This is a genomic window from Metabacillus rhizolycopersici (assembly GCF_020075705.1).
The window spans coordinates 1-14278 of record NZ_JAIQUM010000098.1 but is presented as its reverse complement, the minus strand read 5'-3'; the positions used below and the strand labels follow the sequence as shown (position 1 = coordinate 14278).

16 protein-coding genes and 1 pseudogene are annotated in these 14278 nt (G+C 35.3%); 2 read left to right on the top strand and 15 right to left on the bottom strand.

Annotated features, from left to right (window positions below):
- A partial coding sequence (locus K9V48_RS24475; protein ID WP_224141722.1) for an IS3 family transposase occupies window positions 1-92 on the top strand: 92 nt, incomplete at its 5' end.
- A gap of 90 nt (window positions 93-182) precedes the next feature.
- Here the strand turns inward: K9V48_RS24475 and K9V48_RS24470 are convergent.
- From K9V48_RS24470 to K9V48_RS24410, 13 genes are all read right to left on the bottom strand, one after another.
- Window positions 183-689: a CBO0543 family protein gene (locus tag K9V48_RS24470; protein ID WP_224141721.1), complete on the bottom strand. Its 507-nt coding sequence runs from the start codon at window positions 687-689 to the stop codon at window positions 183-185.
- 417 nt (window positions 690-1106) lie between these two features.
- Window positions 1107-1601 carry a DinB family protein gene (locus K9V48_RS24465; RefSeq protein ID WP_224141720.1) on the bottom strand — a complete coding sequence of 165 codons (495 nt, stop codon included), beginning with the start codon at window positions 1599-1601 and terminating at the stop codon, window positions 1107-1109.
- A gap of 706 nt (window positions 1602-2307) precedes the next feature.
- Entirely contained in the window at window positions 2308-2472 is a 165-nt protein-coding gene (locus K9V48_RS24460; RefSeq protein ID WP_224141719.1) for a hypothetical protein, read from the bottom strand.
- Window positions 2473-2844: 372 nt separating this feature from the next.
- Window positions 2845-2967: a GapA-binding peptide SR1P gene (locus K9V48_RS24455; protein WP_224141718.1), complete on the bottom strand. Its 123-nt coding sequence runs from the start codon at window positions 2965-2967 to the stop codon at window positions 2845-2847.
- A 282-nt stretch (window positions 2968-3249) separates the two neighbouring features.
- Window positions 3250-3393, bottom strand: a complete 144-nt coding sequence (locus tag K9V48_RS24450; protein WP_224141717.1) for a hypothetical protein — start codon at window positions 3391-3393, stop codon at window positions 3250-3252.
- 770 nt (window positions 3394-4163) lie between these two features.
- Window positions 4164-4700 (bottom strand): GNAT family N-acetyltransferase, encoded by a 537-nt coding sequence (locus K9V48_RS24445; RefSeq protein WP_224141716.1) that lies wholly within the window; start codon window positions 4698-4700, stop codon window positions 4164-4166.
- A 300-nt stretch (window positions 4701-5000) separates the two neighbouring features.
- The gene (locus K9V48_RS24440) at window positions 5001-6362 is read right to left on the bottom strand and encodes an MATE family efflux transporter (RefSeq protein ID WP_224141715.1); all 1362 of its coding nucleotides are present in this window, start codon (window positions 6360-6362) and stop codon (window positions 5001-5003) included.
- A gap of 95 nt (window positions 6363-6457) precedes the next feature.
- On the bottom strand, window positions 6458-7267 hold the full coding sequence (nikE, locus tag K9V48_RS24435) for a nickel import ATP-binding protein NikE (RefSeq protein WP_224141714.1): 810 nt from the start codon (window positions 7265-7267) through the stop codon (window positions 6458-6460).
- A 17-nt stretch (window positions 7268-7284) separates the two neighbouring features.
- Complete coding sequence (gene nikD, locus K9V48_RS24430; protein WP_224141713.1) at window positions 7285-8112, bottom strand: nickel import ATP-binding protein NikD; 828 nt, start codon at window positions 8110-8112, stop codon at window positions 7285-7287.
- 15 nt (window positions 8113-8127) lie between these two features.
- Window positions 8128-8961, bottom strand: coding sequence for a nickel ABC transporter permease subunit NikC (nikC, locus tag K9V48_RS24425; protein ID WP_224141712.1), 834 nt, complete (start codon window positions 8959-8961; stop codon window positions 8128-8130).
- Window positions 8958-9902, bottom strand: coding sequence for a nickel ABC transporter permease subunit NikB (gene nikB, locus K9V48_RS24420; protein ID WP_224141711.1), 945 nt, complete (start codon window positions 9900-9902; stop codon window positions 8958-8960). Before nikB ends, nikC begins: the two co-directional genes overlap by 4 nt.
- Before the next feature lie 16 nt (window positions 9903-9918).
- A complete protein-coding gene (gene nikA, locus K9V48_RS24415) occupies window positions 9919-11544 on the bottom strand; it encodes a nickel ABC transporter substrate-binding protein (RefSeq protein WP_224141710.1) in 1626 nt (541 codons plus the stop codon).
- Window positions 11545-12282: 738 nt separating this feature from the next.
- A complete protein-coding gene (locus K9V48_RS24410; RefSeq protein WP_224141709.1) occupies window positions 12283-12468 on the bottom strand; it encodes an aspartyl-phosphate phosphatase Spo0E family protein in 186 nt (61 codons plus the stop codon).
- Between the two features lie 344 nt (window positions 12469-12812).
- Between K9V48_RS24410 and K9V48_RS24405 the strand changes: the two are divergent.
- A pseudogene (locus K9V48_RS24405) lies at window positions 12813-12920 on the top strand (IS6 family transposase); the annotation flags it as partial.
- 278 nt (window positions 12921-13198) lie between these two features.
- Here K9V48_RS24405 and K9V48_RS24400 read toward each other — a convergent pair.
- Window positions 13199-13840 (bottom strand): DUF421 domain-containing protein, encoded by a 642-nt coding sequence (locus K9V48_RS24400; protein ID WP_224141708.1) that lies wholly within the window; start codon window positions 13838-13840, stop codon window positions 13199-13201.
- Between the two features lie 346 nt (window positions 13841-14186).
- The coding region (locus K9V48_RS24395; RefSeq protein WP_224141722.1) for an IS3 family transposase at window positions 14187-14278 on the bottom strand (92 nt) is incomplete at its 5' end.

Below are 14278 nucleotides of genomic sequence, written 5' to 3'. Positions count from 1 at the left end.
ATATAGAATACTATAATCACAAACGAATCAAGGCAAAATTAAAAGGTATGAGCCCGGGACAATACCGAGCCGATACCCAACAAGCCGCCTAACGAAATAACCTGTCTAACTTTATGGGGTCACTTCAATCAAAGATCCTTTTAGCTGCTTATGAATAAGCAACTGAAGATATCAAGTTCGAGTTATTTAGCAAATTCAAAAGGAACTTTGAAGTATAATATCAAGAAAATGATAATAAAAACGGATAAGATATATGCTCGGAATGGATAATACTGATGTAATGCAATGACCGAGAACATAATGATATCAAATAAAAAAGAATATCCAAATTCCCATCCATTCTGATATGAAATTCTCCCAAACACATCCAAAATCCACTCAACTGCGATGTAAATTCCAGACCAAAGCAATATGTAAAGCAGTCGATAAAACCATCTTACGGGAAAATGGGAGAGAAATAGAAAAATACTAACAGGCATAGTAATAAGAGCATATATAATTACCGTCATATCTTGTCCATATAGCAAATCAGGATGAAACTCCCATAAGGCATAGTCTTTTACAATGTATTCATAAAGCAAACCACCTGTAGCAATAAAAAACATACTTGCATGATATTCCCTCCAGTTTCTCCAATTTCCCCACTTAAAAGAAGCCATAATAGTTAAAATAGCAATAGCAATGTGCATACTCATTACCCTTTCAAGAACTTTTTAAATAGTTTTCCCTATTCACCATTATTTAGTATTTAAAAAAAATCTGTAAATATGTACTGAATTAATCAGTACATGTGTAACGATCTATCGGTACAACCAAAATTGTAGAAATTTAGTAATATCAAGGGTTTAACCTATTATTCTATTACTTTCGCTCTCTTCTATATACAAAGGGGCTTTCGTTGATTCTGGTGCAAAAACTTCAAAATATCTGCAAGTATTCTTTCAAACTTGGACATACTGATACTATTACTCTAAAAATGGACGTGATCAGTATGGAAAAGCAAACTCTATTCAATTACCATATAAACTTAATCACCCTTATAATAAAAACGTCCATCTAAAGCCTATAAGTAAGCTTTAGATGGACTGCACAAACTCTATTGAAAATTATTGTACTTTAGCTAAGTGACGCACGATTTGATCGTGATGGCCAACTACGTGTTTAATAATTAAGTGATCGATTAAGAATGTTAATGTTTTTCCATCAAAGTTTGGATTGTAGCTTGGTGCTGTTTTTTCAAGATCTTCTTCTTTCACTTTCGCAAGTGTCATTTCGACTCTTGGTATTAAGTTTTGTAAAGCTTCAATCACATCTTCTTTTTTCAGTTGTGCTACCACATTTTCATCTACCGCAGCTAATCGACGTACATGTTCATGGTTACGTCCCCATTTTGCACCAGGTACAATTAATAATGCTTCTAAGTCAACTAACCAAAAATCTACTGCTTCTAAAACATGGGAAACAATTTGCATTACTGACCATTCTTTTTCAGAAGGTTTCACATAAAGGATAGATTCATCTGTCTTATTTAGAACTTCTACGATATCGATTATACTCTTTTTAAATACTTCAACTTTTTCATTTATGACTGCTATGGCCATGGCAAACACCCCCAAGATTATTTATAGTGAATTAACTCCACTATAATTATAAAACGAATAATATTAATTTTCATTATAAAATTTCGAATATTCTTATTTTCTGATAAAAACTGAGACACCATATCTTGAATAAATACTTGTTAGTAAGTATTACCTAGTATTAATTCATAGAAATAATTTCTTTACTGAATGTTCTTCAATAAATTCGCTCAATTTTTGGACATAGAACAAACACCACTCTTTAACTAAACTGCACCGTTTGTACAATAATTTCAACAAAAAGGGCGTTTTAGCTTAAGTACAATTGTTCACAATCTTTTCTACTTTTGACGACAAGATATGAAACCTTTCAGTACCTTGATAATTCAACACTTTAAAAATAGTGCCAAAATTTTTAAGTTATGACTCTGTTATTTTTAGGAGATTTCATTCTTGAGAATCCTTAAGAACGTGGTCAACTACTCACTACCACAATGAGAATAGGGACTAAGATAAAGAGGACAATGAGGACGAACGGATAGTAGATGCTGGTAGATGATCCACTCCCACTACCCACACACAGGACAAGAGAAAAGAAAGAGATGGAAGAGAGAGTGAATCATTTTGAATTTATATTTTTGAAAATTCAAGCTTACGACATTTTTTACAAGTTAAAACAAATCTAGTTACCATAATCAGCTTTATAGATAATCAAAAACCATCAGATTCAGCAGAAATCGATGTTTTTTTCAAAGATTTTAAGCTCAGAAAGTTGCACTAATTCAACTTGGCCTAATGAATCCTTTTTCTTGATCTCACAAGTACCATTATCATATAACCATATAATTTTATACTTTTCTCCTCTAAATATCACACTAGAACCGATAGCCACGAGTTGTTCCTCCCCAGATTATGTTGCTTTCAAATTATATATTAAAGTTCACTTGTTAAAGTTTTGTTAAGGATTTATAAAGTATTGTAAAAGTTTACCTACAGTTATGTAAATGGCTGTTTTATTCACATATAGTTAACATAATCACTGATTATTAGCACTCAAAAACCCCTCAGATTTATCTGAGGGGTTCAGAGTATAGACAAACTACTTTTTCAAAAAGTTATCTGAAGAAAAAGGGGGTTTGTTTCTTTTTTAGTTACGTATTTGATTATTACCCTGAGAAAAATACCATATATTGATGATTTATTAACTATAAAAACCGTTCTCAAATGTTGAGAACGGTTTTTATAGTACTGATTTATGCTTGAATTATTTAGAAGCCTTCTTTTGTTTTTTATCACAGCAAGTGCATTGTCCGTACAAAGTTGATACTTTCTCATTCTCAAAATGTTCAATTGTGTTATTGCAAATTTGGCAAATGATAGTTCCCATTAGAAAAACTCCCCTTGTTTGAATTTTATGAGATAGACAATTCTAACCTTTTAAAATGTAAGCGTTTTTTATTTGTTAATATTATAATAGTATGTCAGATTTAATTTGTCAATCATAAATTGTATAACACATTTCAAGGGATAATGCTAAATGTAACCCAATTTCCGATGACCCTTTGGGTGGTTGTTTTTTAACTTCATAAAAGAATTTTAAGGATCAGATAAATACTCTATACAAATCTAGTTCACATAATGTAAATTATAGGCAAAAGAGGTTGGGTACCTAAAGGGTACCCAACCTCTTTTTATTTTCTTTTTCAAGTTTTTTAGATTCTATAAACGCTCTAAAATTTTCTTTAGATACGTCAGATTTTATTAACTCTTTGACTAGTCGAAGCCATTTTTCATCTAATTGTTTATTTTCCATCATTAACCTCCTGACAATTGGGAGCGCTTTATTTTATAATTCGATTTATATAAAAATTTTATGAGGGTGCTTTCTATATTAAACTAGTTCTCATAATCAGATATTATAGGTAACAAAAATGGTTGGATATCATTTAGATAACCAACCATTTTTTGATAAGGATGAATCACTAGCACTTTTATGACGAGTACTTAAGGAGATGGAGAGGAATCATTTCGCGATTGTGTGACGATTACATGTGATTCTTGTTTTACTAACGCTACCCGTTCGTTTGTTAAAGAACATTCTCGTTTTATTTTTTATGTTGTTAGAGCTGCCCACAGAAAAAGAGCCTTACTAGGACACCTAGAAGGCTGATAGTTATTATTTCTAATTGTTTAATGGTATACCTCTTATTGTAAGACTCTATCATTTTCTGCAGAACGCAATGGACATACGACGCTACGTTCCCGTTTGAAAGTTGACCTTCGATACAGTCAAATCTTTAACAACTCTAGTATGTATATGTGTAATTACATCGTATAGGTCATTACAATGAACGCTGGGATTTGAGAAACCAGTCTGACTTTTCCATCTATGGGGCATATACCCTCCCCCACAAATTGTATAAAGGGAACAAGCTTTACAACTTAAGGGTAACAGTTCTTGGTTACGAAGACACATCTGATATAGATCTGTTTCGATTAGATCTTCAATATTGTTCTCAACAACATTGAGTCCTAATATGGAATAATTGGTTTGCTTCGATTAGCTGGTTTAGTTCAAGAAGTCTAAATGTTTCTTGTTTCCGACCATTCATTTTCTAAGATACTCATTTCCCATAAACTCCAGTATTCATTACCATTTTTTCGTGAATCTCTATGTAAACCTTCTTTTATAAATCCTGCTTTTTCGTAACAGGCGATTGCAGGAACGTTAAAGTCAAATACACCAAGACTAACTCTATGTAATTTAAGTCCATCAAATGCAATCTTAAGGACTTCCTTAATCATTTGCTGACCTATTCCTTTACCTCTTGCGGTATTATTACCGACTAATACTTTTCCCATTCTTGCAGATTGGTTTTTTCTATCAATTTTCCCTAAAGAGATATGTCCAATAACTTCTCTAGTTTCTTTATCAATTACTTTATACACCAATGTATCTGCATTTTCGTTATTGGCATTCTCTATGTAGTTTTCTAATTGAGTATCATTCAAGGGGTAATCAAACCCAGGACCTCCCCATTGAAGTAAGAATTCAGGTGAATCAACCCAATCAATAAGTTGCTTGAAATCTGACCGTTCAAAATATTTTAGTTCAACCATAATATCTTTCTATCCCCACTTTATCATTCTAAATAATTAAAGAGAACCATATTGGTTACTTCTTCATCAACTAAACTGCAAGTTAGCACCATAAAAAAGGGAGTTGCAACTCCAAGTTCTTTTGTAACTTAAAATTCGTTCCCAATTTTATCCATTACATGATTCAACTCGTTGGTCATGGCATGAAGAGACTGTGATATGTCTTCAATTTTAATGACTTTCCCATTTTGTTGTTCGAAAACAGCCTGTAATCTTCGGTACATTGAAAGCTTATCGCCTTCAAGCTATATTACTTATTCGTTATTTTAACGATCTGGACGTAGCGTTATTACTATTACGGACGATGTTTTTTACGCTCATTGTTTCAAATAATTTTTTATTTAATCTAGGAGTATATATGACTAGGAATCCAGATCGGCAAATCGTATAAACTATGAAAGCTAGCCATAGGCCATGGTTATGCCAGATAGGTGTTATCATAATTTGTATAAGGATATAAACGATCATTGCGTAAATCATAGAGTTTCGAACGGGAGCAATTTCAGTTGCTCCCGTAAAGACACCATAAATGACAAGGCCAAAACACGCGGCAAACGGGTAAAGACTGATCCAAATTCCATATTTTGTTGAAAGTTCGATTATACTAGGTAGATTCGTAAAAAGGGCAATAATTTGTTCTTGAAATAATCCATATACACAGGCTATAACAAAAGCCGTAATCACCGACCATTGCTTTGATAAAGTAAGTGTTTTTTTATATAATTCCTTGTCATTTGATCCTACCGCTTTACCTACGAGAATACTCGTGGCATTTGCAAACCCATCGAAGAAATACGCCATGATGTAATGAATTTGAAAAAGTACAGCATTTGCAGCTAGAATGTCTGTACCAAACGAAGCACCTTTTGCTGTAAACATATTGATAACGACTAATAAACAAATTGTTCGAATAAACAGATCCTTGTTAACGTTAAACATCTTTTTCATAGACTGAGTATCTATTAGTTCTTGAAAGGATGGGAATCTCCATAAAAATGGTGATGCCTTCATCACAATAAGTAACCCTAATATAAAGGCTATCACCTCAGCAATCAAAGCAGCCATAGCGACCCCTTTTACGGCAAAAGAAAAGACATGGACAAAAAGAATGGCCAAAATCATATTCAAAACATTCATTAACACTTGTAAAAATAATGATTCTTTAATCTTACCCATCCCCATTAGCCAGCCAAGAATAACATAGTTTATCAACGTAAAGGGTGCTCCCCAGATTCTGATTCGAAAATATTCTGCTGCAAACTTACTAACATCAGAATCAGCGGAAAACAATATCATTGCCAAATATTCAATCGGCCATTGTAAGAGAATAAAACAAATCCCAACCACGACAGCTAATAAAAATGGACGGGATAACGCAAGTATTCCTTGATCTGAGTCGTTTGCCCCGTTCGCTTGTGCAGCAAAGGCAGATGTACTAACCCGTAAAAATCCGAATACCCAATATAATGTATTAAAAATTAGAGCCCCAATTGCAACTCCTCCAATATAGGCTGGATCAGGAAGCTGCCCAACAACAGCTGTATCAACAGCACCTAACAAGGGCGTTGTCATAGTTGAAATTGTGAGGGGAATCGCCAAAGTAAGGTACGCACGATGATTCATTCGGTATGGCCTCCTTCTATCATTTCAAATAAAAACAATAGCCCCGATTTTGTAAATGAAATCGAGGCATTCGAAAAATGTAAATACTTTTTAAATTAAGCACGTCTAACTGAACGAAAACGTGGGTGTTCGGCAAGCATTGAATCTCTCATCTCATTTACTACAGGATGTTCTGAAGTAAAGAACTGATTGTTTTCATCGTATAGCTCGACCAATTCTCCTTTTTCTAGTACACCTAGTCTATCACTAATGGTATAAGCAGCTTTAATATCATGTGTAATAAAAAGAAACGATAACCCGAAGTCTGCTTTTAATTCCTTTAGTAATTCGATAATCAGGGTTTGATTCACCATATCTAGACTACTGACCGCTTCGTCTAAGACAATCAGCTTTGGCTTAAGTGAGATGGCTCTTGCAATATTGATCCTCTGTAATTGGCCACCGCTAAATTGATGAGGGAGTTTTTTTAAGTCTTCTTCACTTAGCCCTACCCTTACCAATAATTCAATAACGGTCCGTTTTTGCTCAGCGGGTGTTAGCTTTTCATAGTTTTCTAGCGGCTCAGCAATAATTTGTTCGGCCGTCATTCGTGGGTTGACCGATGAGTAGGAATCCTGAAAGACAGCCTGAAGATCACGACGAATTTTTTGACGAGTATGCTTATCTGCGGTATAAATATCATGCCCTTGAAACAGAACCTGTCCGTGTTGCGGCCGTTCTAAACCAAGAATCACTTTTCCTAAGGTACTTTTACCTGCTCCGCTCGTACCAAGCAAACCTAAACAAGTTCCTTCCTCCATAGAGAGAGAAATGTCAGAAAGGATGTTTCTAGAACGGTCTTTCCAGTTGAAAAACGTTCGGGATCCGTAGCTATGAGTTACTTCATTTAGTTGTAATAAACTCATTTTTTCACCCCTTTAAGTCAAGCCAAATGGACGACAGATTCATCTAAATGTAATATGGAGCGTGCATGTAATAGTTTTTTCGTATACTCATGCTGTGGCTCATCAAATAGTTGGAACACATCTGCTTTTTCTACTATTCGACCATTCTGCATAACAGCAACTTCATCAGCCATTTCAGAAATGACACCGAGATCATGGGATATTAATAAAATCGCTGAACCATATTCAGAGCGAATTTTATCCAAGTGATACAGTACTTTCTTCTGATTGTTCACATCAAGTGCGGTTGTTGGTTCATCGGCAATAATAATAGCTGGATGTAAGCATGCAGCAATCGCAATCATCACCCGTTGAAGCATACCACCACTCAATTGAAAAGGATAGTGTTTTAACAATTTAACAGGATCGGGTAAATTCACATGATGCATCGCTTCGATTGCTAGCTCTGTTGCTTGTTTTTTATTCAATTTTGTATGGGAACAAATCGTTTCAATAAATTGATGGCCAATTGTAAAAACAGGCGTGAAAGCATTCATCGGATTTTGCATAATAAAGGCGATATCCTTGCCACGAATCTCACGCATGTCTTTCTCTCCTAAACCGTTCAACTCTCGTCCTTGTAATACGATACTGCCTTCAATCGTTGTTGTTTTCCGATTGAGAAGCTGAAGAATGGACATACTCGTAACGGTTTTACCGCATCCACTTTCCCCAATAAGACCAAGAACCTTCCCTCGCTTCAGTTCAAAATTGAGATCTTCAACAAGGGTAGCAGCACCATTTTTTGTTTTTACCTGTACATGTAAATCTCTCACTTGTAACACATTCGACTGTTCTGTACCCAACATTCTCATTCCTTTTTATGATCGACGTTTGACACCGTAACGTTCGGATAACGCTTCGCCCAATAAATTGAAGGTCACAATTACGAGCATAATCATCAAACCCGGATAAAGCATTAATTCTGGATTCGTCCGAATATACGACTTTCCTTCGTGAATCATCGCTCCCCATTCAGGTGTAGGCGGTTGTACTCCCAAACCAAGAAACGACATCGCTGATATATCCATGATGGCCCAGCCCATTTCCAGTGTTCCCATGACGACAAGTGGAGGGAGCACATTTGGGACAATATGATTTCTAATAATCTTCCACTGAGAGGAGCCGCTAATTTTCGCCGCTGCAATAAAATTTTGTTCTTTCAGACTAAGGACCATTCCTCGGAAAATTCTCGCGTAATAAACCCATTGTACCAGCATCAGCGCTAAGATGACTTGCGGAAGTCCCGGTCCGAAAATCCCAACCAGTCCAAGAATTAGGATAAGGCTCGGAAATGCCATTACACCGTCACAAAATCTCATCAAAACCTGATCCACCCACCCACCTTTATATCCAGAAAAGGTTCCAATGATTAAACCAATCGTTAAGGATGAAATGAAAATGAGCATCGCAAAGCCTAATGAAATTCGTCCCCCATATAAAATGCGTGATAAGTTACATCTTCCTAAGTGGTCGGTTCCTAACGGGAATTCCCATGATGGAGGCTGTAGTTTATAAGCTAAATTGACCGCAATTGGATCATTGGGTGCGATCCAGGGAGCTAATAACAGGATGATAAAAAGAATCCCTAATGTCGTGGTACATATCGGAATCACTTTTTGACTTATGAATATCTTACGTATACTGGTTATCATCTCTGGTGCCCTTCTTTCCTGGATATGCGCGGGTCAATATACATTTGAATCAGATCAACGATTAAGTTGCTTACTATAAATAAGCTAGCTGCAATGAACACATAGCATTGAATGATTGGGATATCACGATTAAAAATCGCTTCAATAAAATAACGACCAAACCCAGGCCAAGAAAAAACGGTCTCCACGATAATCGTTCCAGTTAGTAGTTTTCCAAGGTTCATCCCCAGTCCCGTAATCATTGGAGAAATAGCGATCCTTAAGACATGCTTGGCCATAATCGTTTTTTCTTTAATTCCCCTAGTCCTTGCAAATAGCACATAGGGCTCTTGTAAGTTTTCAAGAATGCTAGCACGCAACAATCTTGTGTACATCGCAATTAATGGAAGAGCCAATGTAACGGAAGGGAGAACAAGATGCTGCCATGTCCCAATCCCTTCGACTGGAAAAAGATCCATTTTTACTGAAAAGAAAAAAATCAAGATGTAACCTAGCCAAAAAGAAGGAATGGATGCCCCGAAAAAGGAAAGGATGCGACTAAAATGATCAATCGCGCTGTTTTTCTTTACTCCTGCCAGAAAGCCAAGGGGAACACTAACGAGCACCGCAATGAATAAACTTCCTAGAGCTAGCTGGAGGGTCGCTGGAATTCGGTAGATCACCTCGTCCCAAACGGGCTTATTCGTAACATAAGATATGCCAAAATCAAGTTTGCATATCTTCATAATAGAGTTTACATATTGCACGAAGAATGGTTGATCTAAACCAAACTCATGTCTTTTCTGGGCCAAAATTTCATCAGTCTGTTCGATATGAGCTGCTGTTAAATAGGCCTCGGCCGGATCCACCGGTGAAAGATGGATCATCCCAGTCGTCAAAAGTGCAGCCAAAAGAAAAACTGGGATAATGGACATTACTCGTTTTATTATATAAGTGCCCATGTTAGCCTCCTACTGCTTACTGCTCCAAGCTAATTCCTGTGAATGGATTTTCGTCACGATTAGCTGCGAAATTGAAATTAGTGACATCTTTTTGATAAATAGCTGTTTTCTTAATATAAGAAATCGGAACAATGGCTCCCTGATCTTGCAATGAAGTTAAAACAGATGTGTAAAGCTGTTGACGTTCTGCTTCGTCCGTTGTCTGCGGAATCAGTGCGATTTGTTGGAGTATTTCCGCTTTGTTCGGATAGGCTGAAATGGCTTCGTTAAATCCAAATCCTTCTTTTGCCACAATGTTGATGAATGTATGCGGATCATATGGAGCACCATAATTACTAAAGAAATTAATATCAAAGTCATTATCTTTAAATCTTTGAACTTGAACCGCAAGCTCTACTCCAACAATATTTAATTTTACACCAATGGCTGCCCATTCTGATTGTAGCGTTTCTGCCATTGCTTTTTGAATGGATTCTGCTGAATCGTACATCATCTCTATTTCAAGTGGCTGTCCATCTTTTTCACGAACCGTTTTCCCCTCAGGAAGGATCCAGCCTGCTTTATCTAATAATTCTTCTGCTTTTTCAACATCATAGTCAATTGACCTCACATCAATGTCGGAAGTGTAAGGCAGGTTTGTTGGTAAAATAAAATCTGCAACTTCTTCTAAACCAGAAGTGATTCCTTCCACCATTGCTTGTTTATTAAATCCATAATGTAGCGCTTGGCGAACACGTTCATCTGAAAGCTGTTCTCTATTAGAATTCATCACAAGCTCTCTCGTAGCAACCGGATCAGAAATGGTTGTTTCATATTTATCCGTTGATTCCAATTGTTTGAAGGCATCTAAAGTGATAACCCCCTCACCGTAAATTAAGTCTAGCTCACCCTTTTCAAACGCAAGTACTCTCGTTTCCGCATCAGGAATGACTTTCACTTGAATTTTTTCTACTTCTGGAAGCTCGCCCCAATAATTTTCGTTTCTTTTAAATATGGCATATTCATCGGTTTTATACTCTTCCAAAATCCATGGACCTGTACCGACTGATTCTACGACACCTTTTGAGGTATCGCCATCTTCAGGGAATCCAGATTCACCTAAGAAACGAACCGGTCGAACAACAGCTAACTCCTGAATCGTTGGATAATATGGTTCAGTTAATGTCATTTTAAACGTATATTCGTCGATGACTTCCGTACTACTTATTTTCGAAAGGAACCCGAGCCAGCTATGTAAATCCATATGATTTAAAATCGTGTCAAAATTCTTTTTTACAATTTCTGCATTAAAGCTAGTTCCATCAAAAAACTTCACGTCTTCGCGCAGATGAAATGTATAATCTTTTCCATCTTCAGAGATTTCCCATGACTCAGCTAGATGCGGTTTGAGCTCGCCTCCATCTCCGTAGCTTACTAACGGCTCATATACCATGGACTGAGCGAATAATTGTGAAGGATTATAAACATGTGGATTCATTTCTCCCACATCCCTTGGCCAAGCGATCGTAAGCATATTTTCTTTTACGCCCTCTGACGTTGCAGCCTCATCACTAGCATTTGTACAACCAAGTAATAAGGTTGAAAATAAAAAAATACAAATAAATGTTAATAAAATATTTCGACTGTTTATTGCATTAAACATATAAAATCCTCCCGATTGAAGTTGATAATCATTTTCAAGTGTAAAAGCATTATAAAGTCTTGTCAATGTAATATGGAAACAAATATTTTTAAACTCACTAGCCCCTACAGATATATTTATCTTAAATAGCAATTAAAAAGTGCTGTCCAAGCAAACAACACATTTAATTTTTCCATCGAAATCCAGACAACTCAGGGAGAAGGTCTCTATGGTGCCCTCAGTTGAGGATATGTACATTTTGAAGTTCTGAATCTGGGAGTGATGATATGCTTCTAGAATTATAAGCAGGTTTGTGAACATAAATTAATAAACGCTCAGCTAAATCTATTTCTTTAGACCATAATTCATTAGTTGGATTTTTTTGACCATGTAATCTTCGACGTAAATTTTAGTATTATTTGAATCGTTAGTGTTAAGCCAATCCTCTTGAGAAATTCTTTTCCCAAGTGTTTGGTAATTAGCTTTACCAATATACAATAATACATCGCTACCATAAACCGGATGTTTACCGTATATTTAATAGATGCCATAATCAGTTTCTTCATTCATTAAAGTAGGAAGATCTGTCAATTTATATGAACCTTTCCATTGATGACTACACCTTTCAAAATCTTAATAAAACAATTTTATCAAAATTTTAAAAATGTAGTCAGAAACCATTCTTTTAATTGAACAAATTTCCATCTTGATTTGACTAAATACTTAAATGTTCAGACAAGGTATATTCAAAATGAACATTTAAAACATTAACATATTTCTATTTTTATAAGAAGATTTTTGATAGATCGTGATGAGTTGGTCTAATTTCTGACTGCAATAAATGGTCTCACGGCTATTTAATCCAGTTATGTCAGCAATCTGAAACAATTCTTTTCTCAGTTGATTAATTCTATATTCTATTTCATCTAACTCTATAAATATCATACAAATTCCCCTAATCACTCACCCATTATCTTAAACTGGTTATTAATAAAAATCCTTTCTTAGGTCGGTAGATCGGTGAAGACTTATATTTATTTAGTCTTTTCGCTTACACATGTAATATTAAACAACTTTATTGTAAATTGAACAAATTTATTATCACTCAACAGTTTTTATTAATTTTAGTAGATGGTAAACCTAACCACAAGGATTTATCAGCTTCAAAACATTTCCTTAATAAAACGTTCAACGGTTCTGGTGCAAAAACTTCAAAATATCTGCAAGTATTCTCTCAAACTTGGACATACTGATACTATTACTCTAAAAAAGGACGTGATCAGTATGGAAAAGCAAAATCTATTCTTTCGGGAATAGAAGCGATGCATATCATTAAAAAAGGACAACTTGCTTTACTGGACAAGTCTGTCCACAATCAAGTGAAGTTCATTCATTAACTAGTTGGAATGGCTGCATAAGAACAGATTCCATTAGGAGTCTATATACCTCTTTCAAAGAAATGCAATCTTTGCACCAGAACCGAATAAGATCCCAAAGGGGTTTGCATACACATCTAGCCACCATAAGCGATGTTATCGGAATGTAAAAAAGAATCTTTGAGAAAAGATCCTTTTAGCTGCTTGTTCAATTAAAACGCCTGATTGTGAAATATTGATAATGTGAAAAAGTTATAAAAATGGCTCCTCAGTTATTTTACTAAAGCTCGTTATTTAGATTATTGTAAATGCTTTGGTGGGGCCTTTTTATGTGCTTTATTCTGAACTTCTGCGAATATGTCCTCTTGGCTTTCAACCTCATATTGTTTGTTTATCAAGTTTAATATTTCGTTTATATGAGTAAGTTGAGAATTACTCGGTATTAAATTAATCATTGTTTGTTTGAAATCTTCGAAATCCTTTTTCGTTACAGGTTGAGCATCCTTTTTCAACTCTATACCTACTTGCCCATTTGGTTCTAGCGTTGCCCATTTTACGTCACTTATTTTAGATACACTATTTTGTCTTAATTTCATTTCAAGTTGGTCCACCGATAACCTAAGTTTCCTCAAGTTTTTTTCATTCAGGGTTCCATTACTGATTACCACCTTTGCTTTACCTGTAATCATTTTTTCAAAAGTATCAGATTTTATCTGTATAAATTCCATTACTAATAGTGTTCCGACAAGAACACCACCAATCAAAAAGGTTGTCCAAATATCTTTTCCTGCTACTGGTTGAATAAGTAAAGTCCCAATAGCAATCATTATAACTGTTTCAGCCAATGTCATTTGTGAAATTGTTTTCCTACCTGCAATTCTCAAAAGTACTGTTCCTGCAATAACAATCAATATTGCTTTCCATATATTTTCCCATTCCATATAATAATTAACCACCATTCGTTTGAAGAGAATTAATTATATCCTCACCAAATTCCCCTCTATTATCCATAAAAACGTATCTATCTTTTTGTTTAGTTCAAGAAAAACAACTCGTTATAATCTGTCTTTCACTATTTGGACTGGGTGATAAAGCCCAGTTTTTTAAAGTCTTCATTAGATGATTTATTTAAAATAATCTTCTGTAATATGACCTTTTAATTGAACAAGGTCTCAAAGTATGACATGAATACTCTATACAAAACTAGTTAACATAAAGTCTCTTATAGGCATAAAAAAAGGACCTTCGATTGTGAAGTGACCCCATAAAGTTAGACAGGTTATTTCGTTAGGCGGCTTGTTGGGTATCGGCTCGGTATTGTCCCGGGCTCATACCTTTTAATTTTGCCTTGATTCGTTTGTGATTATAGTATTCTATAT